Source organism: Christensenella tenuis (assembly GCF_014287795.1).
Taxonomy (GTDB): domain Bacteria; phylum Bacillota; class Clostridia; order Christensenellales; family Christensenellaceae; genus Christensenella; species Christensenella tenuis.
This window is the reverse complement of the sequence record NZ_JACOON010000003.1, coordinates 70,499-93,676: the sequence shown is the minus strand read 5'-3', so window position 1 is coordinate 93,676 and position 23,178 is coordinate 70,499. Positions and strand designations below refer to the sequence as shown.

The 23,178-nt window shown below is 46.0% G+C and carries 22 protein-coding genes, 1 tRNA gene and 1 CRISPR repeat array; of the genes, 20 read left to right on the top strand and 3 right to left on the bottom strand.

The window, feature by feature from the left end; all coding sequences use genetic code 11:
* Positions 1–291: 291 nt before the first annotated feature.
* The 8 genes from abc-f (at position 292) to H8S18_RS06380 (ending at position 8,639) form a co-directional block, all read left to right on the top strand.
* Complete coding sequence (abc-f, locus tag H8S18_RS06415) at positions 292–1,770, top strand: ribosomal protection-like ABC-F family protein (RefSeq protein ID WP_186857489.1); 1,479 nt, start codon at positions 292–294, stop codon at positions 1,768–1,770.
* Positions 1,771–1,831: 61 nt separating this feature from the next.
* A complete protein-coding gene (gene tgt, locus H8S18_RS06410) occupies positions 1,832–2,941 on the top strand; it encodes a tRNA guanosine(34) transglycosylase Tgt (protein WP_186857488.1) in 1,110 nt (369 codons plus the stop codon).
* Positions 2,942–3,023: 82 nt separating this feature from the next.
* A complete protein-coding gene (gene yajC, locus H8S18_RS06405; RefSeq protein WP_243165083.1) occupies positions 3,024–3,428 on the top strand; it encodes a preprotein translocase subunit YajC in 405 nt (134 codons plus the stop codon).
* Positions 3,429–3,490: 62 nt separating this feature from the next.
* Positions 3,491–3,634, top strand: coding sequence for a six-cysteine ranthipeptide SCIFF (gene scfA / locus H8S18_RS06400; protein ID WP_066520402.1), 144 nt, complete (start codon positions 3,491–3,493; stop codon positions 3,632–3,634).
* 129 nt (positions 3,635–3,763) lie between these two features.
* Positions 3,764–5,098 carry a thioether cross-link-forming SCIFF peptide maturase gene (gene scfB / locus H8S18_RS06395; RefSeq protein ID WP_186857487.1) on the top strand — a complete coding sequence of 445 codons (1,335 nt, stop codon included), beginning with the start codon at positions 3,764–3,766 and terminating at the stop codon, positions 5,096–5,098.
* Entirely contained in the window at positions 5,095–5,616 is a 522-nt protein-coding gene (locus tag H8S18_RS06390) for a gamma carbonic anhydrase family protein (RefSeq protein ID WP_186857486.1), read from the top strand. Before scfB ends, H8S18_RS06390 begins: the two co-directional genes overlap by 4 nt.
* A 132-nt stretch (positions 5,617–5,748) precedes the next feature.
* Positions 5,749–7,239, top strand: coding sequence for a sodium/proline symporter PutP (gene putP / locus H8S18_RS06385; protein ID WP_186857485.1), 1,491 nt, complete (start codon positions 5,749–5,751; stop codon positions 7,237–7,239).
* Positions 7,240–7,394: 155 nt separating this feature from the next.
* Positions 7,395–8,639 carry a helix-turn-helix domain-containing protein gene (locus H8S18_RS06380; protein ID WP_186857484.1) on the top strand — a complete coding sequence of 415 codons (1,245 nt, stop codon included), beginning with the start codon at positions 7,395–7,397 and terminating at the stop codon, positions 8,637–8,639.
* Positions 8,640–8,682: 43 nt separating this feature from the next.
* Here the strand turns inward: H8S18_RS06380 and H8S18_RS06375 are convergent, their stop codons facing one another.
* Positions 8,683–9,525, bottom strand: coding sequence for a pirin family protein (locus H8S18_RS06375; RefSeq protein ID WP_186857483.1), 843 nt, complete (start codon positions 9,523–9,525; stop codon positions 8,683–8,685).
* A 92-nt stretch (positions 9,526–9,617) separates the two neighbouring features.
* Between H8S18_RS06375 and H8S18_RS06370 the strand changes: the two genes are divergently transcribed.
* The 6 genes from H8S18_RS06370 (at position 9,618) to H8S18_RS06345 (ending at position 15,791) form a co-directional block, all read left to right on the top strand.
* Positions 9,618–10,544, top strand: coding sequence for a nucleoside hydrolase (locus H8S18_RS06370; RefSeq protein ID WP_186857482.1), 927 nt, complete (start codon positions 9,618–9,620; stop codon positions 10,542–10,544).
* A gap of 75 nt (positions 10,545–10,619) precedes the next feature.
* The gene (locus H8S18_RS06365) at positions 10,620–10,913 is read left to right on the top strand and encodes a hypothetical protein (RefSeq protein WP_186857481.1); all 294 of its coding nucleotides are present in this window, start codon (positions 10,620–10,622) and stop codon (positions 10,911–10,913) included.
* Between the two features lie 107 nt (positions 10,914–11,020).
* Positions 11,021–11,097 (top strand) — tRNA-Pro (locus H8S18_RS06360).
* 265 nt (positions 11,098–11,362) lie between these two features.
* Positions 11,363–12,376, top strand: coding sequence for a hypothetical protein (locus H8S18_RS06355; protein WP_186857480.1), 1,014 nt, complete (start codon positions 11,363–11,365; stop codon positions 12,374–12,376).
* A 650-nt stretch (positions 12,377–13,026) separates the two neighbouring features.
* Positions 13,027–13,935: direct repeats of the CRISPR family, unit length 33 nt; unit sequence GTCGCTCCCTTCGCAGGGGGCGTGGATTGAAAT.
* A 648-nt stretch (positions 13,936–14,583) separates the two neighbouring features.
* Positions 14,584–15,426, top strand: a complete 843-nt coding sequence (locus tag H8S18_RS06350; protein WP_186857479.1) for a CPBP family intramembrane glutamic endopeptidase — start codon at positions 14,584–14,586, stop codon at positions 15,424–15,426.
* 74 nt (positions 15,427–15,500) lie between these two features.
* On the top strand, positions 15,501–15,791 hold the full coding sequence (locus H8S18_RS06345) for a hypothetical protein (protein ID WP_186857478.1): 291 nt from the start codon (positions 15,501–15,503) through the stop codon (positions 15,789–15,791).
* A gap of 214 nt (positions 15,792–16,005) precedes the next feature.
* Here H8S18_RS06345 and H8S18_RS06340 read toward each other — a convergent pair whose 3' ends face one another.
* Positions 16,006–16,569 (bottom strand): hypothetical protein, encoded by a 564-nt coding sequence (locus H8S18_RS06340; RefSeq protein ID WP_186857477.1) that lies wholly within the window; start codon positions 16,567–16,569, stop codon positions 16,006–16,008.
* Between the two features lie 226 nt (positions 16,570–16,795).
* On the opposite strand from H8S18_RS06340, the gene H8S18_RS06335 reads away from it, so the two are divergent.
* From H8S18_RS06335 to H8S18_RS06320, 4 genes are all read left to right on the top strand, one after another.
* The gene (locus tag H8S18_RS06335; protein WP_186857476.1) at positions 16,796–17,167 is read left to right on the top strand and encodes a hypothetical protein; all 372 of its coding nucleotides are present in this window, start codon (positions 16,796–16,798) and stop codon (positions 17,165–17,167) included.
* Positions 17,168–17,256: 89 nt separating this feature from the next.
* Complete coding sequence (locus H8S18_RS06330) at positions 17,257–17,499, top strand: hypothetical protein (RefSeq protein WP_186857475.1); 243 nt, start codon at positions 17,257–17,259, stop codon at positions 17,497–17,499.
* A 534-nt stretch (positions 17,500–18,033) separates the two neighbouring features.
* On the top strand, positions 18,034–18,525 hold the full coding sequence (locus H8S18_RS06325; protein ID WP_186857474.1) for a methylated-DNA--[protein]-cysteine S-methyltransferase: 492 nt from the start codon (positions 18,034–18,036) through the stop codon (positions 18,523–18,525).
* Between the two features lie 35 nt (positions 18,526–18,560).
* Positions 18,561–19,538 (top strand): carbohydrate kinase family protein, encoded by a 978-nt coding sequence (locus H8S18_RS06320; RefSeq protein ID WP_186857473.1) that lies wholly within the window; start codon positions 18,561–18,563, stop codon positions 19,536–19,538.
* Positions 19,539–19,593: 55 nt separating this feature from the next.
* Here H8S18_RS06320 and H8S18_RS06315 read toward each other — a convergent pair whose 3' ends face one another.
* On the bottom strand, positions 19,594–20,388 hold the full coding sequence (locus H8S18_RS06315) for an SDR family NAD(P)-dependent oxidoreductase (protein WP_186857472.1): 795 nt from the start codon (positions 20,386–20,388) through the stop codon (positions 19,594–19,596).
* Between the two features lie 232 nt (positions 20,389–20,620).
* Between H8S18_RS06315 and H8S18_RS06310 the strand changes: the two genes are divergently transcribed.
* Positions 20,621–21,751, top strand: a complete 1,131-nt coding sequence (locus tag H8S18_RS06310) for an ROK family transcriptional regulator (protein WP_243165082.1) — start codon at positions 20,621–20,623, stop codon at positions 21,749–21,751.
* A gap of 267 nt (positions 21,752–22,018) precedes the next feature.
* Positions 22,019–23,098 carry an alcohol dehydrogenase catalytic domain-containing protein gene (locus H8S18_RS06305; RefSeq protein WP_186857471.1) on the top strand — a complete coding sequence of 360 codons (1,080 nt, stop codon included), beginning with the start codon at positions 22,019–22,021 and terminating at the stop codon, positions 23,096–23,098.
* Positions 23,099–23,178: the final 80 nt, after the last annotated feature.

The window sequence follows — 23,178 nt, the reverse complement described above, 5'->3', positions numbered from 1 at the left end:
TGGAAAGAACTTGACGGCATTGGCCTGCGGATGCTATAGTAACGGTAGTAAAAAGAGGAGGCAGTTCGATGCGCAATATTTCTTGCTGAAGACATATTATGTTGGAAACGAAGGACAGTTTGTGTTTGCCGTTTCCGTGCAAGAAATTACGTTTTGAAATTGCCTGGGACCATAACTGTTTGCGGGATTTTGCGACCTGCGGGAAAATGACGTATTTTCTTGCAGGTTTTTTTATGGAAAAGTTCCGCCCCTGCGCAGCAACGGTTGGAACTGCAAAGGAGGGTGATAGTAATGTCCCAAATCAATGTAGACGACCTGTCATTTTGCTATGACGGAAGCTATGATATGGTGTTTGAACATGTATCTTTTCAGGTGGATACGGATTGGAGGCTTGGATTGATTGGACGGAATGGATGCGGTAAAACGACTCTTCTGAACTTGCTGATGGGCAAATATCCGTATAAAGGAACCATTGCAAGTGCCGTTCCGTTTGATTATTTCCCATTTGCGGTTGCGGATTCATCGGAAATCACCATGGATGTGGCGCGCGGGATATGTCCGGGTGCGGAGGAATGGCAGCTTCTGCGGGAACTGAATCTTCTTGCAGTACCACAAGAGGCTTTATGGCGTTCTTTTGGAACGCTGAGCAATGGAGAACAAACCAAAGTGCTGCTTGCGGCATTGTTTTCAAAAGAAAACAATTTTCTGCTGCTGGATGAGCCGACCAATCATCTCGATGCACAGGCAAGAAGAACGGTGGCCGATTATTTATGCCAAAAGAAAGGCTTTATTCTTGTTTCCCATGACAGGAATTTTTTAGACAGGTGTATCGACCACGTTTTATCAATCAACCGTACAAACATAGAGATACGAAATGGAACTTTCTCTGTATGGATTCAAAATAAGGAACGGCAGGACGTGCATGAATTAGAACAAAATATCCAGTTGAAAAAAGAAATAGGACGTCTCGCGAAAACCGCGCGGCAAAAAAAAGGATGGTCACAAAAAGTGGAATGCTCCAAAAAGGGGGAACGCACTGCGGGGCTGCGTCCGGATAGGGGATATATTGGGCACAAAGCGGCTAAAATGATGAAAAGGGCGAAGACGGCAGAACGGCGGGCAGAAAAAGCGGCCGAAGAAAAAGCCAAACTCTTGAAAAATGTCGAAAAAATGGAGGACGTGTTCGTTCATCCGTTGGTTCACCACGCAAACCGGCTTATAGAATACCGGGATGTTTTTCTGAGATATGGGGAAAAAGAAGTGTGCGGGCCGGTAAATTTTACTTTGGAAAATGGGGAACGGATTGCGCTTCGTGGAAAAAACGGCTGTGGGAAATCAAGCGTATTAAAGCTTGTATGCGGCGAAAGCGTAGAGTTTCGGGGAAGTTTCCGAAGCGCAAGCGGCCTCGTGATTTCCTATGTGCCGCAGGATCCGTCTTTTCTGAGCGGGAGCCTGGAGCGGTTTGCGGAAGAAAGCAGCCTGGACAGGACGCTGTTTCTGACGTTGCTGCGCAAATTGGATTTTTCAAGGAGCCAGTTTGAAAAAAGTATGGAAAATTTCAGCGCAGGGCAAAAGAAGAAAGTGCTGCTTGCGAAAAGTTTATGCGAACGGGCGCATCTTTATGTTTGGGATGAACCGCTCAATTATATCGATGTGCTGTCCCGCATGCAAATCGAGCGTCTGCTCAGGGAGTGCGCGCCCACTATGCTGTTTGTAGAGCATGACAGCGCCTTTGAAGAGGGTGTGGCTACAAAAACAATAGAGCTTTAAAATTTACTTTTTTGATGCAGTCTGGTAGAATAAAGCAGATTACAGTGCAGAGAGGTAATACATGGAATTTAATTTTCGGGTGGAAAAAAGAGACGGTGGGAGCAAGGCGCGCACCGGGGTTTTACATACGCCGCACGGCGAAATCAAAACGCCGGTATTTATGCCGGTAGGCACGCAGGCTACCGTCAAGGCGATGACGAACGACCAGGTGCTCCATGCGGGCGCGCAGATTATCCTGGGAAATACCTATCATCTTTATATGCGGCCGGGGCATGAACTGATTCGCGAGGCAGGCGGGCTGCACCAATTTATGAACTGGAAAAAGCCGATTCTGACAGATAGCGGAGGATTCCAGGTGTTCAGCCTCGGCGATCTCAGGAAATTGACGGAAGAGGGAGCTGCATTCCAGTCGCACCTCGATGGATCGCGGCATATGTTTACTCCCGAAAAGGTAGTGGAAATCGAAGAAGCGCTCGGTTCGGATATCATGATGGTGCTCGATGAATGCACGCCTTATCCGGCAGACTTCGACTATACGAAGCATTCAATGGAGCGGACGCACCGCTGGGCAAAGCGGTGCAAGGATGCGCAGACCCGCGGCGACCAGGCCTTGTTTGGGATTGTGCAAGGGGGGATGTATCCGGATTTGCGTAAGCGGAGCGCCGAGGAGATTGCGAAGCTCGATTTTATCGGGAATGCCATCGGCGGGCTTTCCGTGGGGGAACCCAAGCCAATGATGTACGAGATGCTCGATGTGGTGACCGACGTATTGCCGGAGGAAAAGCCGCGGTATTTGATGGGCGTCGGGACGGCGGACTGCCTCGTGGAGGGAGTCGCCCGCGGAGTTGATATGTTTGACTGCGTTCTGCAAACGCGCATAGCCCGCAACGGTACCGCGCTTGTAAGAAACGGGAAACTCGTGATCCGTAATGCAGAGTATGCGAAAGATTTTCGGCCCATCGATGAAACATGCGACTGTTATGCATGCAAAAACCATACGCGTGCCTATATCCGGCATCTCGTGAAAACCAATGAAATTTTGGGGGCGATTTTACTTTCCATCCACAACACGAGATTCACGATCCGCCTGATGGAGGAAATACACGGACACATCGAGGCGGGAACATTCGGGGAATTCAGACGTGAATTTATGGATAATTTCCGCCTGTAAAGCGAAATAATGGTTGACTTGCGCGTGCTTTACCGATATTATAAATATTAGTGATTTTTGAATTTGAAAGGCGGTAAAAAATATGCCAGTTAGTGATGGTGGCGCAGCGAGCGCAGCCGGTTCCAGTAATATGATGATGATGCTCTTCCCGATCCTGCTGATCGTGGTGTTCATCGTACTCATCATTGTTCCGAACAAGAGAAAAGAAAAACAGTTTAAAAATATGCTCAGCAATTTGCGCGTGGGCGACATGATCAAGACGATCGGCGGGTTCTATGGCAAAGTCGTCATGATCAAAGAAGACCTTGTGACCATCGAGTGCGGCCCGGACAAAACAAAGCTGGTGCTCTCGAAAGGCGCAATCGCTTCCGTGGAAAGCTTCGAAGAAGGAAAGGAAATTCCTGCAAAAACCGACGATAAGAAGGATGAAGCAAAGAAGGACGAGACGAAAGATTCTTCTGCGAAAACCTCAAAAAAAGGGAAATAACTTGAGTTTTTATAGGCCGTGTGATACAATACACAGGTAAAAGTTTCGAGGAGGAATTTCTGATGAAGCATATTAAGACAGTGACGAAGAGCAATTTGAAGGATACACTGCGTACGGGTGGCTGCGGGGAGTGCCAGACATCGTGCCAGTCGGCCTGCAAAACGTCATGCACGCTTGCAAACCAGAAGTGCGAAAAGAAAAACTAACTTTTTAGAGTAACGAGGTGGCGGCATTGTGATTATGCCGCCATTTTTCATGTGCGGCAGGAGAGCGCATGATTAGAAATATCGGCAAAAGGGGCAAAACGCGAATATGTTTTTTAAGAAGGGGAAAAAATGGTTCATTTGATAGAATTTTGCGGAAAGTATGCGGCGCTGGATGTGGAATCCGGTTCGGTGCATGCGATTGATAAAACTGCAATGAGCGTACTTACATTTAAAAACGCAGGGAAGACGAACGAGCAGATTGTGAATGACTTAGGAGAAGATGCGCGTGAAGTCCTGGATGAAATCGAAGAATTGACCCAAAAAGGGCTTTTATATTCGAAGTGTGAGATTAACGGCGAAAACGCGCAGTTTAATACGCCTGTGATTAAGGCTTTATGCCTTCTTGTCGCGCAGGACTGCAACCTTCGCTGCTCTTATTGTTTTGCGGATACGGGAGAATACCACGGCGCGCGGGCTTTGATGGATGTGGATACGGCAAAGGCGGCAATCGATTTCCTGATCGCGCATTCCGGCGGGCGCAGGAATCTGGAAGTAGATTTTTTTGGCGGCGAGCCGCTGATGAATTTTGATGTTGTGAAGCAGACGGTGGAATATGGCCGGCAGCAGGAGAAATTACATGACAAAAATATCCGCTTTACGCTTACGACAAACGCCTACCATGTGACGGACGAAATGGCGGAGTTCATCAACAAAGAAATGAAAAACGTAGTAATCAGCATTGACGGCCGGAAAGAAATACATGATAAGATGCGTAAAAATATTGCCGGAGAAGGAAGTTATGACAGAGTGCTCAAGAATGCGCATAAAATCGTGGATGGGCGCGGAGGGCAGGAATATTATGTCCGCGGTACCTACACGGCGGAAAATCTTGATTTTTCAAACGACGTATGCGCCATTGCGGATGCAGGGTTTGACCAGATTTCCGTGGAGCCGGTGGTGACGGGCGAAAGTTATGCGATCAGGCCGGAGCATATTCCGCAGCTTAAGCATGAATATGAAATGCTTGCAAGGGAATATATTAAGCGTGAAAAAGCGGGAAAAGGGTTTTGTTTTTTCCATTTTATGATTGACCTTAATTCCGGTCCCTGCCTCAACAAGCGTTTGCGGGGGTGCGGCGCGGGAAGCGAATATCTTGCTGTTACTGCGGACGGGAATCTTTATCCCTGCCATCAATTTGCGGGAATGGAAGATTTTTCTATGGGAAACGTCCATGACGAGGATGTCAACCAGGAAATCAAAAAGATGTTTCTGGACACTCATGTATTCACCAAGCAGGGATGCAGCGAATGCTGGGCAAAATATTATTGCTCGGGCGGATGTGCGGCGAATGCGTACCATTCTACCGGGGATATCAGGAAGCCGTATGAGCTTGGATGTGAGACGGAAAAGAAGCGGATCGAGACCGCGATAGCGATCAAGGTTTTTGAGGAGGACTTGTTATGATTTCAAAAGTTAAAGGAAAAACACCGCAAATCGATGCGACTGCATTCGTACACAAAAGCGCAGTGGTGGCGGGAGATGTCATATTGAAGGAAAATTCCAGTATATGGCCGTGCGCCGTGTTGCGCGGAGATGTCGGACAGCCGGTCATAATAGGAAAGAATTCCAATGTGCAGGATAACAGCGTATTGCATACCAATGACGAAGAACCGCTTGTTATCGGTGATAATGTTGTAGTAGGGCATAACGCAAACCTGCATTCCTGCGAAATCGGGGAGGGTTCGCTGATCGGTATTGGCGCAGTGGTACTGGATGGCGTTAAGATTGGGAAGAACTGCCTGGTGGCAGCGGGAGCACTTGTGACGCCGAATAAGGAATTTCCGGACGACAGTATGATTATGGGATCGCCGGCCAAGGTGGCACGGACGCTGGAGCAAAAGGATATCGATTATCAACGCAGCCTTGTGGAGCATTATGTAAACGAAGCAAAAGAGTATCTGGAAACGGAAGAAGAACTGTAATGAAAAAAGCAAAAAGCGGCTGCCGGGAGGCAGCCGCTTTTTTGATACGGACAAAGCTTGCACAGAGGCGTATTTTTCGTTATACTAGATAAGTCAATTGTTTCATTTCATATCAAAAAAAGGGGAAGTTGTATGGAGTTTGATTGGGGCGTAGTAATCTCTTTTATTGGCTATTTTATCTTTGTACTGCTGATCGGGTTTTATTTTTATAAGAAATCATCTAATCTTTCAGATTATATGCTCGGCGGCAGGGGGCTCAACCCGGCGGTGACGGCGCTTTCCGCGCAGGCATCGGACATGAGCGGGTGGCTTTTGATGGGGCTTCCGGGCGCGTTATACCTTTCAGGTATGAGCGAGGTGTTGATTGGCGTAGGACTCGCGGTGGGCTCATACTGTTCGTGGCTGGTGGTAGCAAAACGCCTGCGCCAGTATTCCTATGTAGCAGGCGACTCCATTACAGTACCGCAGTTTTTTGAAAACCGGTTTAAGGATGAGAAGGGCGTATTGCGCCTGATTAGTTCTGCGGTTATCCTGGTCTTTTTTACATTCTATGTAGTCTCGGGATTTGTATCCGGCGGGACGGTATTTACGGCGGTTTTTCCGGGAATGGATTATCAGATGGCAATGATTATCTGTGCCGCTGTTATCATCGCGTATACGTTTATGGGTGGTTTTAAAGCCGTATGCTGGACGGATTTTTTCCAGGGCATGCTGATGCTGGTGGCGATATTTGTTGTGCCGCTTGCAGCTATGGGTAAGCTGGGAGGACCGGCTGAGGCCATGCAGGCGGCGAATAATATTGCCCCAGGCTTCCTCGATCCGTTTACCAATACAGACGGGACTCCGCTTTCGCCTATGGTATTGATCTCCAACCTTGCGTGGGGTCTTGGATATTTCGGTATGCCGCATATCATCATCCGTTATATGGCAATTAAAGAACCGCGCATGATTAAAACGTCGCGCAGAATTGCAACCGGATGGATCGTGCTTGCACTTGCAGGCGCGGTTATGGTCGGTATTGTTGGCAGGGTATATCTTGGAGATGTGTTCACGGATGCCGCCGGCGCGCAGACGGTGTTCCTTGTGATGGCAGGACAACTGTTTGTACCTGTGATCGCGGGCATCTTGCTTTCCGCGATTCTCGCTGCCGTTATGAGTACGGCGGATTCACAGCTTTTGGTTGCATCGTCGGCGATTACGGCAGATATCTATGAAAAATTTGCAAAAAAGAAACCTTCCGAGAAGAAACTGATGTGGGTTGGGAGGATTGGCGTTATTATTATCGCGGTGATTGCGGCGGTACTCGCACGCGACCCGCAGACTTCCATTATGTCGGTCGTATCCTTTGCATGGGCCGGCTTTGGCAGCGCATTCGGCCCGATTGTGCTGCTTGCGCTCTTCTGGAAACGCACAACGCGTAATGGCGCGATTGCAGGCATGGCAACCGGTTTTGTTATCTCGATCCTGTGGAATCAGCTTTGGGCAGGACCGACGGGGCTTTATGAAATTGTTCCGGGTTTCCTGCTCGCGCTTGCGGTTTGCGTGGTTGTAAGCTTGCTGGACAAGAAACCTACGGCTGAAATTGAGAAAGAATTCGAAGAAGCAAAGGTGAGCGAAGCGTAATTCGCCAAGAAGGGGAGGGCTTTCGAAATAGAAAGCCTTCTTTTAATTGAAGATATTTTTAACAAATAAAAGAAAATAATTCATCATTCCTCTCTGCGAAATATGATATAATATAACTATCTTTGGATAGTTTTGCTGAATATAGGGTGTTTTCATTGAAAAAAAAGGATGTCTCGCTTGAAAAAAGTTGCCAGCTAATTCAAAATGCGCTCGGCATCAATTGTTCCGTAGAGGACGTATGGGAAAATTGTGTTCCCGACAATTCATTTTGCCGGGAATGTCTTCGTTTGCAGAAAAAATATGGGATAGATAAAAATTGTACGGCCCTCCATACAAACAGCGCTTTTCAGTCGGAGAAATGGGGCGGTAAATATGAATACCTGTGTCCGCTTGGTTTGTGCTTTATTGCCAGCGGCGTGCCGCTTGAACTTGAACTTAGGTATGCGATCATTGCGGGCCCATTTTTTATGGTAGACTTAAAAGAATTCGCTGCGGAAGATTTGCAGAATATGTTCCATAACAAAGATACGCGTAATCTTTTAAAGATTGCGGAAGACGTGGCCTATATTCCATGTAACCGCGTATCCTATCTTGCGGATATCATCAATATTGTGACGAAGCATGCAGCGGCCTCTATTCGCTCGACCAACCAAATTAGAAGCGAGGCGGAGGAACCTGCGCAGCGTGTGCATGAATTGATTTATGAGCATAAGGATTTAAAGGAAACGCTGGAAAGCCAGATGGAAATGGAGCGTAAGCTTCTGAATCATATCAAGCTGAAAAACAGGGAAGAAGCGCAAGAGCTTCTGAATGAGATACTGGGCGGCATTTATTTCCATTCCTTTGGGGACCTTAAGATTATTAAAGCGCGGGTAACGGAGCTTGTTGTTGGGTTGCTGCGGGCGGCGGTGTCGTCAGGGATTGGAATTGAGAATATTTTTGCACTTTCGGGCGACTACATCAGTGAGATTCAAAAATTTGAAAATATACGGGATCTTAACGAATGGTTAACTAAAGTTTTGAACAGCATTATGTTCTCGGTATTCCCCAACAGCCATGTGCGGCTTGCGGCTATTGTAGAGAAGGTAAAAGGATATATTGAAGAGAATTATATGAAAAAGATATCCTTGAACGAACTTGCAAATCTGGCGGGTTTCTCGGTGTCTTACCTAAGCAAGATTTTCAAGGAGGAGACGCAGAAAAGCATCAGTTCCTACATCAATCATGTGCGCATTGAAAATGCAAAAAAATTGTTGCGCACAACCGATATCTCGCTTGTAGAGCTTGCGTATGTGGTAGGCTTCGAAGAACAAAGCTATTTTACGAAAGTATTTAAAAAGCTGGAAGGCGTATCGCCAGGAAAATACCGGGATTCCAACGCGCAAGTTGCATCGAAATAAAGAAAAAGGCGCATCCGCAGATACGCCTTTTTTATGCTGCAATTTATCCGCGTTTAATGAAAGTACCATCCTGCAATTCGGCAAAGGCTTGGTCAAGCTCTTCCGGCGTATTCATTACAACCGGACCTCCCCACGCGACAGGCTCATGAAGCGGCTTACCGGCAAAATAGGCAAAACGTACGCCGTCAGACCCTGCGGCTACAGTAAACTGGTCGCCCTCTCCGAACAGTAGGGCTGTCTTTTCCGGGAAGGATTGTACATCATTCCCAAAGCGGGCGCTTCCCTCAAAAAGATAGACGAATACATTTTTCTCCCGCTCTGTGGGAAACGTGAGCACTCCATCGGGGGCAACAGCAATATCGAGCAAGTCCGCCTGCACGTAATTGCCTTGCGCCGGGCCGGATTGGCCGTCGAATGAACCGCCAATAATGCGCACAGTCGCATTATCGCGTTCTACGGCAACGATCATATCGTCGGTGATGTCAAAATAGCTTGGTTCCGCCATTTTATGTGCGCGAGGCAGGTTGATCCAAAGCTGGTAGCCGAGCATACGGTCCACAGCCTGCGGCATTTCCTGATGAAGAACGCCGCTTCCGGCAGTCATCCACTGGCAGCCGCCATCGCAGATACTTCCCTTATTTCCCAGGCTGTCACTGTGTTCAATATCACCATGAATCAAGTAGGTTACGGTCTCGATTCCACGATGCGGATGCCATGGGAACCCCTTGGTATAATCGGAAGGGGTTTCAGAATCAAACGCATCCAGCATAAGAAAGGGGTCAAAATCATCCACGTCACGCCCTGAAATCACGCGTACGAGATTCACCCCCGCGCCATCCTGCGTATGAATTCCTGTTACAGTTTTGATTACATTTCTATTGGTCATAATATCGCTCCTTTCGAGTTACGTTATTGATAAACGATTTCTTCACATTTTTATCATCTTTTACGCTATACTGGTACTGGGGAGGAAATAGAATGAAACGAAAAATTATCATTGATTGTGATCCGGGACACGATGACGCGGTAGCGCTTGTGCTTGCGACGCTGGCTCCGGAACTTGAGCTTATGGGCGTAACGGTAGTGGCTGGAAACAGCAGCCTTAAAAATACTGTCCGCAACGCCCTTCACGTGCTGGCTTTTGCCGGAGCAAATACCATACCCGTTTATGCAGGTTGCGTAAAGCCGTTGGAACGACAGCTTTTAAACCAATCCGGTGAAGAAATCCATGGCGAAGATGGCCTCGGGAACTACCGTTTTGACGTGGAGGCGGCACTGCCGCAAAGAAAGCATGCAGTCGACTATTTGATTGAGACCTTACGCGCAGCGGAGAAGCCAATTACGCTCGTATGCCTGGGGCCGCTCACCAACATCGCAGCGGTATTCGAACGCTGCCCGGAGTGCAAACAGAATGTGGATTGCCTCGTTATTATGGGGGGAGCGGTACGTGTGCCGGGAAACGTTACGCCTGCGGCGGAATTCAATTTCTATGTGGATCCGGAAGCGGCGAAAATCGTACTGGAAAGCGGCTGTAATATTTATTTGCATCCTCTTGACGCGACCATGCAGGCGCTTTTTAAAAGAAAAGATATTGAAATGTTGGAATACGCAGAGGATAAGCTGGCAAATTTTGTGGGGAGCCTGCTTGCATTGTATGCGGGCACTTACGAAAAAGAGCTTGGATTTTATGCTTGCCCGGTCCATGATGCACTGTGTATCGGGGCGCTGATACAGCCCTCGCTCGTAGAATATGAAAATGCAGCTATTGATGTGGTTACTGAAGGAGAAATGGCCGGAAAATGCCTAATCGATACAAGCCGCACCGGGAGTGTGTGGTTTGCAACGAAAATAGACAGCAGAGGATTTGTACGGATTGTGGAGGAAACGGTTTCAGCAGATAAATAAATTTGTTTGCTTTTTTTGAAATGCCTTATATATATACCATCAGTCAGCGAAAAGAAAAAAGGATGGTGTGATACGGTGACAGAAAAATATTTTTTGGGCTTTGAAGAAGTTCCTTACGGGAAATTCCAGGAAATGCGTGAATTTGCGGAGGAAAAGGGTAATGTGGTCGTTGCGGAACGCAAGGAAAACGGATATCCGGAATATGAGCTGAAAAATGGGACGATGATTCGCGGAGACAAACGCGGCGGATTTAACCGGATGGAGAATGGAATGCCGCAGGAAGAATGGAGTGTCGGCACGGTGAATCAATATGCGCAGGGCGAATCCATGGGAACAGGAGATGTTCTATTCTTTATGCCTGCGGATTAAAGGAACGTAAAAACTCCCGTATAATCATGCGGGAGTTTTTTTCTGCAGAAAGGGATTGTGTATTTCAAAAAAATCTGGTAAAATATTATGGTATTATAAACAAATATCTGGGTGTGGCTCAGCTTGGTAGAGTACCTGAATGGGGTTCAGGGGGTCGGAGGTTCAAATCCTCTCACCCAGACCAAATTAAGAAAGTCCGTATCGAAGATATGGGCTTTTTTGTTTGCTTGTGGGGGATGAGAAATACCGGTGGTTCATGTGAATCAAGCCCGAAGGGCACGGCTATCCACCCGCCGCTACCGCGCTAAAACGCATCTTTGGCGTGATTTTGGCATTGTTTGTCTAACATTTAAAATTGGATAACGGTTATTATAAAGGAAATACTTGTGAACATAAAGTTTGAGATGTGTTACAATGATTTCATAAATTCATTGGAAGGATGAAACTTAGTGAATATTAAAGCGGAGATTATGATATTGCATCCATTGAGGTATCGGGCGTTTGGCACAAAGTATTATCAACAAGAATGGGTAACAACTACGATTAAAGATATGACGGAAAAATTCATTCAAGAGATAAATGATGGCTTAACTTTGCCAATTGCTATTTTGAAGAACAATACCGTCGCAAAATTTAAATTGGATAATAGGCAGACTCGAATTGACTGGAGAGATTTGGGAATATGCACGATTGATATAGATATTGATCTGGAAAAAGTTTCAAATAGTTTTTCCGATAAAGAAAAGAAAGAATTTGAAGAATATAATATAGATTTGCAAGTTATTACAAAAGAGCTTTGTTGCGATGAGGTCAAAAGTTACCTTTATGATTTTTGTGTTGCCTTTTGCCTCGCTTATCCAGGTCTTTTCGAATTCGGGAGTGCCGAAATAACATTAGGTGAGTATAAAATTCCGATAGGCGGCTGCTTTTCGACGGTTCAGGAGGTTTATTTACAATCCGTAGAACAGAAATGGCCTGAAATCTCGGTACTTTCTGCAAAAAAAGTATGGAAATGGATTAATCAAAAAACTAATTTCCGCAAAGGTATAAGTGAAACCGCGTTAGACCGAGCTCTCAACGCATTAACCTACTTGTTTAATCCTGCTTCCTATGAAGATCTGCTGTATTGCCTGATGGGAATTGAGGCAATATTTAATTCTAACCAACAATATGGAATTATGGAACAAATAAAGACAAAATGCGAGTTGCTGTTTGGCGAAATAAAAAACAAGAAAGCAATTTCTGATATGTACAATACGCGATCACGTTTCATTCATGGCCAATTAAATTTTCCCTCAAAATTTAATCCAAACGATGCCACTGATGAATTTTATAAATTTATTTCAAAAGACTATAAAAAAACGTTGGACACAGCAAGCGGTATTTTAATTGCATCCTTACAAAAATATGTTATAAATGATGCCAGCTATTTAACTACTGAAATGAAACTGAATTTTGAATAACCAAATATGTAAATTTTAGTTGAATACTACTATTGACCGCTAGAGAACCTTATTGTTATCCTATTTAAGGATATTATTTTGAGAAAAGGTGCAAAAGCAGCCCTGGCTTTCGTATCAATAGGTTCTGTGTAGGAGAATTTTGGGGTCAAGAAAAAACAATAGCTTAAAATATGAATAAAAGCCGCTCAGAAATGGACAGTTTTATTTCAAAGATGCACATGATAGCATGATAGAGAAAAGAAAGTTAGACGATTCTTTTGCATGAGGAGGAAAGCTTGCCCGCGTTGCCGGGAAATGCTGTCTTATGGGCAGGGGATATAATAAAATGCTGTTTTCGAGCGCAATAGCTCCTCAAATTGTAAAATGAGTTAAAGGGCATGATAAATATAGAGACAGATAGCCTTCGGTTTTATGACTTTGGCAATCAGTATTCCGGGAAAGTTATTCGCGTAGGAACTAAACCCAGCATCGACCTGAGAGGGGATTTAATTCTATAGTATGGGTGCGAACCCAAGGCAAACATAAAACTCCTGGAATGTTCGCACCTTAAATGCGAATTTTTAAAAGATGAAATGGGCATTATCAAGGAACTGATAATTTGCCAGACGCAAGATAGGCTTATTCAATCTTTTTTTTGAGCATATCTTGCGGTCGCTCCCTTCGCAGGGGGCGTGGATTGAAATCCACATAGCAACAGCGCTTCTTGATACACCTATTAGTCGCTCCCTTCGCAGGGGGCGTGGATTGAAATTCCCTATCGGTATTTACTTTGTACTCTGGAATCCAGTCGCTCCCTTCGCAGGGGGCGTGGATTGAAATCGCTCGTTATAATGTGCAAAATAATCTCACGGCAGTCGCTCCCTTCGCAGGGGGCGTGGATTGAAATGCCTCAAATTTGGGGAGTGCAAATTCAAAGGTGGGTCGCTCCCTTCGCAGGGGGCGTGGATTGAAATTCGGATAATTCCTCAAAGAACCCGCTGTTATCAAGCGTCGCTCCCTTCGCAGGGGGCGTGGATTGAAATATCAGAACCATAAGTAACCCGGTCTATTTGCCGGGGTCGCTCCCTTCGCAGGGGGCGTGGATTGAAATAAGAGGTAGCGTCCGGCCTCTTAAAGCCTGTGGAGTCGCTCCCTTCGCAGGGGGCGTGGATTGAAATTGTAGACTGGCTCAAGTAAGTTATCCTTAATAGCGTCGCTCCCTTCGCAGGGGGCGTGGATTGAAATGTACTGTTCCCGAATACGCCGTCTATCTTGCCCGGGTCGCTCCCTTCGCAGGGGGCGTGGATTGAAATTAATCCCGAATGGAAACACCCCAATAGAAAACGCAGTCGCTCCCTTCGCAGGGGGCGTGGATTGAAATCATAATCACCGCTTTTTGCCGCCTGTTCCGTTTCGTCGCTCCCTTCGCAGGGGGCGTGGATTGAAATAGGATTGTATTTGTCCATATCTCCCGTCCCCTTGTCGCTCCCTTCGCAGGGGGCGTGGATTGAAATTATAGACTTTTATGGTCCCGGGCATCCAGATAGATCGCTCCCTTCGCAGGGGGCGTGGATTGAAATAAGATCACGAGCCGTACCACGGGCGAAAGCCATATGTCGCTCCCTTCGTGGGAGCGTGGATTGAAATGCTTTTTACTTGGTAGGTCTTGGTGATCTCCTTGTGTCGCTCCTTTCGTGGGAGCGTGGATTGAAATAGGGTTGGAGATATTATCAAGGGAACCGATAAAGTCGCTCCCTTCATGGGGGACGTGGATTGAAATAGCAAATACCCATTTGATAAGATCAGGATATATGCGCCAGTATACAGCGGCGGATGAATATACGGAGCTGCGGTTTCGGTACATCTTTGAGAAGTTAAGAAGTACACAGCTTGAACGCTGCAAAATTCCTGATGACGGAACGGGACTACCGCCTCTTTGAGACCGGATGTGTGTAGACGGATAACGGAATAGAAGTGACGAACCTGTAGTTAAAAAATACTGTAAAAAGGCGGGAACAGCGCAAAAGCGGATATGCGCAACCCTGGCGATGTACAGTAAAGCAATTGACGATATTGTCCTTGTGTGCATTGATAGAATTTGTTATAATAAAGCCAATCATTGTTGTCTTGATAATAATTGATATTTTCATGAACTATGGTAGTGAAAATCAAATCATTACCAGACATTCTGGTAAATAAACGCTATCGATAAAAATGGAGAAACAATCATGGAACAGGTAATCAAAAAGAAACGCAGTTTTTTTGAACGCCCGGTTCTCTTTGCCATCGTCGTCGCTGTGGGTGTAGCGCTTATCTGCATATTTCTTTCATCATTTATTGCAAATCTGGTGGTTCCCGAAGAGGGCATGGAGGATTATAGAAGCTATATAAACACATTCGCTTATAGGATTGTGCGCATTGTTGTTGCATTTCTTATTATACTTATTATGAGGTTAGTCAGTAGGCGTAAATACCAATTCGGATTCCGAAAAGAAAACCTTGGGATATCGCTTGCACTCGCGTCAATTGGTTTGATTTCTGCTGCCTACAACATTATCAATCCCTTGTTTTATGACGGAGTTTTGGTGCCTGGCACTGAACTTTTGCCCATTATTTTAGGCGGAATCGCCCCCGGCTTTTATGAGGAAGTTCTCTTCCGTGGACTGATATTCCAGAATATGATGAACCAATGGGCCGACAGGAAAAACTACATTCTAAAATCGGTGCTGATTTCCGGGCTTGCTTTTGGCCTCATACATTTGCTTAATTTAAGGCATGGACTATTTCTTCTTGATAGCACGCTCATACAGGTTGTTAATACAACAGGGGTCGGCGTGTTCTTTTGCGCAGTTTACGCACGGACGCGTAATCTGTGGGGACCTGTCATCATTCATACGTTAACTGATATCTCGGCAGACCTCATATATAGCGAAGCGGATTTAGGAATCAGAGAAACTGTCATCATGCTCGTTTTTGGCGTTGTCTACTTACTCATCGGTTTGTATCTCATTCGTTCGAAAAAGCAGGGAGAAATTACAAAATTATGGAAAAGGGTTCCGAAAACAGTTTAAAGACAGTGTATTTACAAATTTTTTTGCGTCCTGTTTTATTTTACTGCGGTTAAAATCCGAAGCAGGGAAGGTTCATGGGAGCGCAAGCCCTCATGACGCAAGGCGATGCACCCTACCGCCCATGCCAATCAAAATATATTTTGGATTACTTACTGTCCATTGGTGTGAATACAAATGTAAAAAATTTTTCTGGAAAAACAGCATATCAGGCCGCCGAAAAGGGCAATGCTACTGAATTTATCAAAATATTCGAGAAATATGATATTTATGAATCAATATCCACATCCAAAATCAGAAGTGTTTTGGTATCCGTTTTGGCCAGCTGCAACGAAAGCAGCGGCAGCGTGGGAACAGAAATCAGCTAAGAAGGACAGGAATTTTCCGGATGTATTTTAGATTTCCAATAGACATTATTGCGGACAAGAGATAAACAACATCTTGAGAGAAGGTATTTTGGAAGATAAAGTTTTAGAAAATAAAAACGTTCGCCGATTCTTGCACCAAGGCCGGAAAGAACCAGCATCCCCCGGCAGCATCTAAAATGGCCGCCGCATCCGTGAGATATGATATTGAGTTTTGTTAGCCGGCCCTGGAATACTTAAAATAACTGCTGGACCAAAATATCGACTGATATTCAGTTTTAGCGCTAAAGAACAGCGCAACGGGGAATAATACAGCAGGTAAGCAGGTGAGCAGGAACATACCATGCGTTGCAGCCATCGCCCATACAGTGATTACCAATGAAAAGAGCAGAACCAAAATACGTCGATAAGGCATAAAGCAGCAGCCCACAAATAAAATCGTATTAAAAATCGGAATTTGTTTAAAATCAGGCCAGAAAATAATGCAGGCAACTATTGTTACAATTGCACCCGCCGCAAATAAAATTTGTGATATCAGGCGTTTTTTGTTTCCGGAGTAGAACAGAAAAAAGACAGCCAATACAGTGCAAATGATAGATGATGCAAAGGGAAATAGATTTGTTATCCCAATGGGAAAGCCCGGTGCGTCCCAAGACGCGGTTATTTCCGGTGGAATATAGAATCTGTACCAGATAAGTGCTGACAAAACAGAAGCAATGAGGATGGCGACAAAAAAATTACGGATGTGTTGGAGGGGGCTGCGGCCTATATTATTTTCCATAACTCAGGGCTCCTTTCCTACCACTTGCCTTATACTATACCATAGCGGATTGCATCAGTTCAATTTCAAAACAATCGATGCATTTTATGTTGTTTTCCATAGTAAATATATAAATCGAGCGGAACGTATTGGCCGCAAATCGTTGCTAAAAATTTTCCAATCGGTTATATTTATTGTACCCGGTAGCAACACCGCAACAGAATCATTATAGCAGGAGGGAAAAAGCGTGAAAGGACACAGGTTTGTGGTAGGGGGCGATCCAATTATGGCGCGCAATACTGTATATGCTGCGCTGGAGAACCAGGGCTTTGCCCTAACCCATATTGATGATTGGTCTGCCGATGCAGAAAGAGGTTCCTCGGGAGCATCGGTTCTTCTCGGCGCATTTGCCGGAAAAAAAGGACGCCATGTAAAGCTGCGGGTCACATGCGAATCGTCTCCGGAAGGAACAGTGATTACGCTCATGCAGGGAACAAGCGGCGTTTCGGGCGGCCTTATCGGTGTGAGTCAGGCCTCCGCGCTTTACTCCGACCTTTATAACACGGTAGGTTTAACTTTTCAGAACGCAGGTGTTTTGATATCGGGCGGAGAGCTATAAAAGAAAATTTTAGAGTGTATTTATGGATTTATGGTTCCGCAGGATGCTTTAAGTATCTTAGTATTCATTTCATTTGAGCCTTATGCCATATGGAAAGCCGTCACGAAATAGACGCCGCGCCGTTGATCGAGTCATTTGAGGCAGTTGACGCTCTGGGCAGTAGTATACAGGTGGTGTCCGAAAACTACGCCAAAATGGTGACAGAAGTCATTACGCCGGTCAGTTTCTCTGTCAGCGCGGACCTGATTGGCGCGCCGCGCAACGTTGTTCTGCTTACTGGTATGCCGACATATCTTTCGGCGAAGGCTTACTACAAAGAAGACAGCGGATAGGGGCAGGCGCTTATGATGCAGCATGGGGAGTGCCTTGTAACCCTGATGGTATGGCAGCAAGCATGCGGAAAACGGGAGAAAAAATACATATTTCCCGGCATTACAACCGGCCAGACAGGTTGGGGAAGAATGACTCAATATAGATTATAAAAATGATTTAGCGGACCTATTCCCGATCTTAAAAGGAGTGCGCATGTTTTTGCATGCTATGCTAAGCTGAATCTACCTCAGGCAATATGGAATGCCGGGTAAACGGAGATGATTTTCTATTATATTCTATTATATTCTTTTAATAATGGCCAATAGGTTCAATTGGTACAAAAATAAATACTTTATAGAAAAAATATGCATGCTTCCAATCAAAATCAATCCTGAGTATTGACGGCATTTGAAAGTAAAACGGTGTTCCGGCCATCGATTATTTGCTTCTATCATTGAACTGATATAAAATAGGAACAGGAATAAAGCGTGAAAGTTTCATGGCCGGGAAAGCCTCGGATTTGCATTTTGCCGAAGCTGGAATAGGAGGAAAAGATGAAGCAAGCATATTTTTATGAAACACAGATTGGCAGGATCGGGATTGCAGAAGAGAACGGCTTTGTAACAAATGTATTTTTTGGAGGAACAGTCCGGCCGAAAGAGTTTGAAGAGCACGAAACGGCAGGAATAAAACGTGCAGCAACGCAAATTAAAGAATATTTACAAGGGAAACGGAGGGAGTTTGATCTTCCTGTTTTACCGGAAGGTACGGAATTTGAAAAAATGGTGTGGAACGAACTTCTGAAAATTCCCTATGGCGAAACAAGAACTTATGGGGAACTGGCGAAACGGATTGGAAAACCGAATGCTTGCCGCGCCGTGGGTAGGGCAAATGGAAGGAACCCTATTTCTATTTTGATTCCCTGCCATCGGGTAATCGGTGCGGACGGTACGCTTACAGGATATGCGGGCGGACTGGAAATGAAAAAAATACTGCTCCAAATAGAAAATTCGGAGACTTGCCGGGATCTGTCAAAAACCGTATAATCAAAACAAGGAAAAGAACAGGGGAGGGGAATCCTATGTATGATGTAGTGGCAATTGGAGAAGTTTTGATTGATTTTACACCGGATGGGGTGAACGATCAGGGAATTGCCCGGTTTGCGCGTAACCCGGGCGGTGCGCCGGCGAATGTGCTGGCAATGAATGCAAAGCTTGGCGCCAAGACAGGATTTATTGGAAAAGTTGGACAGGATGATTTTGGAAAGTTCCTGGTGGGTGTTCTCAAGGAAAGCGGAATTGATACGCAGGGCGTTGTAATGGATGCAGAGGTCAATACGACAATCGCTTTTGTGCAGCTAAACGAGTTTGGAGACCGGTCATTTAGTTTCTACCGGAAACCGGGGGCTGATATGATGCTCCGGGAGGACGAGCTCGAATGGGATATGATTTCAGGCTGCCATATTTTCCATTACGGCTCGATTTCGTTTACGGATGACCCGTGCCGCAGTGCGGCCCATGCCGCGATCAGCCGCGCAAAAGAGCTGGGGAAACTCATGAGCTATGACCCGAACTACAGGCCTTTTTTGTGGGACAAGGAAGAAAGGGCCGTACGGGAAATTATGGATGCGCTTCCAATGGCAGACATTCTTAAAGTGTCGGAAGAAGAAATGCTTCTTCTCACCGGGGAAACAGATATTGAGGCAGGCGCGCAAAAGTTGAGAAAACAGGGGCCGCGGCTTGTACTCGTATCGCGCGGCGAATTTGGTTCTTTTTATTGCGCGGCCTGTGGAACGGGGCAGATGCCGGCCTTCCGGGTTAATGTGGTAGACACCACGGGTGCGGGAGACGCATTTCTCGGAGCAGTACACTACCGCCTTAGGAAGAAAGAGGCAGCCGACCTCGATAAGCTTACAAAAGAGGAACTGGAAGATATCCTGGATTTTGCCAATGCGGCGGGAGGGCTTACGGCCACCAAACGTGGCGCAATTCCTTCGATGCCTTCGCTCGCTGAAATTGAAGTGTGCCGCAGGGACGTGCCGCGATCCAGTTGCGAATAAAACGCTGAAAGGACTGCCATTCTGCCGGCAGCCCTTTTTTATGCGGAAACATATATTATTCTGCGGCGTTTCCTTTTTCCACCGCATATTCATATGCGCGGCAGGGATTTTGCACCTTGAAAAATCCGCCGTCGACGCCAATGATTTCCCCAGTAACATAACCCGCACCGGGCGAAGTCAGGAAGCATACGAGTGCGGCAGCATCCTCGCCGGTCCCGAAACGCTGCAGGGCGATTTGCTTTACCTGTACATCGCCGCGTTCCGCAATCATGGAATCTGTCATATCCGTATGGATAATACCCGGCGCGTATGCGTTTACCGTGATTCCATAAGGAGCCAGCTCGCCCGCCGCCGTTTTTGTCATCAGATTTACACCCGCTTTACTTGCGGCATAGGCAATGAGACCACAGTCGGCGAAGGAGCCGGAAATGGAAGAGGCATTGGCGATCCGGCCGTAACGGTTTTTTTTCATATAGGGGATGCACGCCTGCATCATATGGAGCTGGCCTTTGAAATTTGTATTGTATACGCGGTCAAAATATTCATCTGTGATGTCTTCAATAAAGCAGAAATCAAAAATCCCCGCATTATTCACTAAAATATCGATTCGGCCATACCGGTCCGCGATTTTTTTCACCGCACTGTCTATTGACTCGCGCCTGGAGACATCTGCGCGGATCACGTCGGAAGCAGAAGAATATTGCTTCATTTTCGCCAGTGTTTCCTGTGCGCTTTTTTCATCGGAGTGGTATAATGCGACCACAATGTTGCCTTCCTTCGCAAGGCCTATGCTGATTGCCTGGCCCATACCGCGCGTACCGCCCGTTACAATTGCGACTCTGTTCTCCATGATTCGTTTCCCCTTTTCCTATTATTTGAATTGCTTTTAAAAAACGTATTTATATATTTGATTTATCGTAGCATTGTACATTTTGCCTGTCAAGATGTATTCAAGAACGAAGCAGAAAAAAGATGTATTCTCTTTCGGAGGCGCCCATGAAATTTTTTGCTTTTGTTTAAGCGGTATATTATAATAAGACCAACGATTTATAAAATAGTTTTAAAAAACGGAGATAGAAATAATGATCCAAACGGGACAGGCTGGAATCGACATCAAAGGGATGAACCGAAAAAAAATATACGAATTTTTGCGGGAGGCAAGATCGGTATCGAAACAAGACATCGTGTATGCGCTGAAACTAAGCCTTCCTACCGTAACGCAAAATTTGCAGGAATTTCAGGAAAAGGGCCTGGTTGATACGACGGGCAGGATCGGCCATACAGGTGGGCGTAACGCTACCGCTTTTTCGTTTATCAGTGACGCGCGTGTTGCGATTGGAATCGATATTCAAAAGCATCACAATACTGTGGTGATTGTAGACCTTGACGGACGGGTGATTGAAAAAATCCGGAAGCCGGTTCATTTTGCCACAACGGATGAATACTATAAAATGCTGGGTGCAGAGGTAGCGGAAATCCTTGAAAAAGCAAAAATAGACCCCGCCAAAGTGCTTGGCGTTGGCATGGGCGTGCCGGGGTTGATTTCAAAGGATGGCAAAGAGGTTGTTTACGGCCGGATTCTTAACTTTACAGGTGAGACCAGCGAAAATTTTTCACGGTACATTCCATTCCGAACCCTCTTGTTCAATGATGCAAATGCGGCTGGTTCTGCCGAGATGTGGTCGTCACACAATATCAGAAATGCATTTTATATTTGCCTGAGCGACCATATTGGCGGAGCGGTGATTCTTGATAATAAAGTATATGAAGGAGATGACCAAAGAAGCGGCGAAATAGGGCATATGACTGTAGTGGCGGACGGACGGCCCTGCTATTGCGGGCAATATGGCTGCTTTGAGACGTACTGCTGCGCCTCCCTTCTCTCGGAAGCGGCGGGCGGCGATCTCGATTCCTTTTTCGGGAAACTTGAGGCGGGGGATAAACGGATTACGGAACTGTGGAATTCCTATCTGCATTATCTGGCATTTGCCGTTCACAATATCAGGATGCTGTTTGACTGCAATGTGATTTTAGGAGGCTATGTGGGCGCATATATTGACAAGTATATGGAACCGCTGTATGAAATGGTGCGCCAGCGCGATATGTTCTCGGAAGAACCGGGCGCTTACCTGCTTCCATGCCGTTACAAAACGGAAGCCATTGCGGCGGGGGCGGCCCTTCCTTTCGTGGAAGAGTTTTTTCACGGGATTTAATTAAGTCATTCAAAATGGAAGAGTAAAGGCGGTCTATCGGCGGTATTTTGAATTTTTATGGATAGTTTTCGCTTTTGATGCACAGAACCGGGACGGACGCAATGCGTCCGTTTTTTGTATGGGAAGAAAAAGGCGATTGACATTTGCGAATGCTTTGCTATACTTAAAACATAAATTTCTTTTATTAAACGCTTTAAAAAAACTAATTACATTAACTTGGCTTCTATAATGTAAAAATTTTAAATAAAGGAAAGGCAGGGATTGCAAATGGAAAGAATACCTGAAACAATGAAAGCTCTTGTAGCGTATGGACAAAATGATTATCGTCTGGTAAAAGATTTTCCGACGCCGGAATGCGGCCCGGACGATATCATCATCAGGACGGAAGGCTGCGGTATTTGCGCCGGGGATTTGAAATGCCAGCACGGTGCGTCGCGTTTCTGGGGCGACGACCTCCAGCCGGCGTATGCAGAACCACCCTTTATCCCGGGACATGAATTTTTGGGAAAGATTGTATTGAAAGGGGAAAATGTTACGGAATATCAAATTGGCGACCGGATTACTGCGGATCAGATCGTTCCATGCGGGGAATGCCGTTACTGTAAAACGGGGCGCTATTGGCTGTGCCAGCCGCATAATGTGTTTGGATTTAAAAATTACCTGAATGGCGGAATGGCGGAATATGTACGTTATCCTAAAACAGCGGTACTGCACAGGGTACCGGATTCAATGCCGCTTCTTGACGCGCTGTTGATCGAACCATATGGCTGCTCCAAACATGCTGTGGACCGCGCAGAGGTGACGAACGAGGATATTATGGTGATTTCGGGTGCCGGAACGCTTGGGCTTGGTATGATCACCTATGCGCGGATGAAAAATCCGGCGAAACTCATCGCGCTTGATATTTTGCCGGAACGTCTTAAAAAAGCAATGGATTTTGGCGCGGATCTTGTGATGAACCCGGCGGAGGAGGATGTGGCACAGCGCATTCTCAATATGACGGAGGGATACGGATGCGATGTTTATATTGAAGCGACAGGGCATCCGGCGAGCGTAATCCAGGGACTTAAAATGATCCGTAAGCAGGGAAGGTTTATCGAATTCAGCGTATTCGCCGGGGAAACCTCTGCGGACTGGTCGGTGATTGGGGATGGGAAGGAGCTTGAACTGCGCGGTTCGCAGCTCAGTCCTTATTGCTTCCCATTTGTCATTGAACACATTATGAATGGAAACTTGCAAACGAAGGGAATTGTTTCGAAAACATTTTCCATTGATGAATGGGAAAAAGCTTTTGACCACGCGACGGGAAAATATGGCGATTTTAAGATCGCAATTACCTTTGAGTGACAAAACGGGCCGGGAGATGGAGATACCTGTTTCCCGGCCCTGCTATTTTAGCGTTTAAGTACAACTTATTTCAAATTTTT

Coding starts and splice junctions, on each gene's coding strand:
- abc-f (WP_186857489.1), top strand. CDS start 292: ATGTCCCAAATCAATGTAGACGACCTGTCATTTTGCTATGACGGAAGC.
- putP (WP_186857485.1), top strand. CDS start 5,749: ATGGAGTTTGATTGGGGCGTAGTAATCTCTTTTATTGGCTATTTTATC.
- scfA (WP_066520402.1), top strand. CDS start 3,491: ATGAAGCATATTAAGACAGTGACGAAGAGCAATTTGAAGGATACACTG.
- tgt (WP_186857488.1), top strand. CDS start 1,832: ATGGAATTTAATTTTCGGGTGGAAAAAAGAGACGGTGGGAGCAAGGCG.
- H8S18_RS06330 (WP_186857475.1), top strand. CDS start 17,257: ATGGAAAGCCGTCACGAAATAGACGCCGCGCCGTTGATCGAGTCATTT.
- H8S18_RS06390 (WP_186857486.1), top strand. CDS start 5,095: ATGATTTCAAAAGTTAAAGGAAAAACACCGCAAATCGATGCGACTGCA.
- H8S18_RS06340 (WP_186857477.1), bottom strand. CDS start 16,569: ATGGAAAATAATATAGGCCGCAGCCCCCTCCAACACATCCGTAATTTT.
- H8S18_RS06320 (WP_186857473.1), top strand. CDS start 18,561: ATGTATGATGTAGTGGCAATTGGAGAAGTTTTGATTGATTTTACACCG.
- H8S18_RS06325 (WP_186857474.1), top strand. CDS start 18,034: ATGAAGCAAGCATATTTTTATGAAACACAGATTGGCAGGATCGGGATT.
- H8S18_RS06375 (WP_186857483.1), bottom strand. CDS start 9,525: ATGACCAATAGAAATGTAATCAAAACTGTAACAGGAATTCATACGCAG.
- H8S18_RS06345 (WP_186857478.1), top strand. CDS start 15,501: ATGGGAGCGCAAGCCCTCATGACGCAAGGCGATGCACCCTACCGCCCA.
- H8S18_RS06315 (WP_186857472.1), bottom strand. CDS start 20,388: ATGGAGAACAGAGTCGCAATTGTAACGGGCGGTACGCGCGGTATGGGC.
- H8S18_RS06305 (WP_186857471.1), top strand. CDS start 22,019: ATGGAAAGAATACCTGAAACAATGAAAGCTCTTGTAGCGTATGGACAA.
- H8S18_RS06310 (WP_243165082.1), top strand. CDS start 20,621: ATGATCCAAACGGGACAGGCTGGAATCGACATCAAAGGGATGAACCGA.
- H8S18_RS06350 (WP_186857479.1), top strand. CDS start 14,584: ATGGAACAGGTAATCAAAAAGAAACGCAGTTTTTTTGAACGCCCGGTT.
- H8S18_RS06370 (WP_186857482.1), top strand. CDS start 9,618: ATGAAACGAAAAATTATCATTGATTGTGATCCGGGACACGATGACGCG.
- yajC (WP_243165083.1), top strand. CDS start 3,024: ATGCCAGTTAGTGATGGTGGCGCAGCGAGCGCAGCCGGTTCCAGTAAT.
- scfB (WP_186857487.1), top strand. CDS start 3,764: ATGGTTCATTTGATAGAATTTTGCGGAAAGTATGCGGCGCTGGATGTG.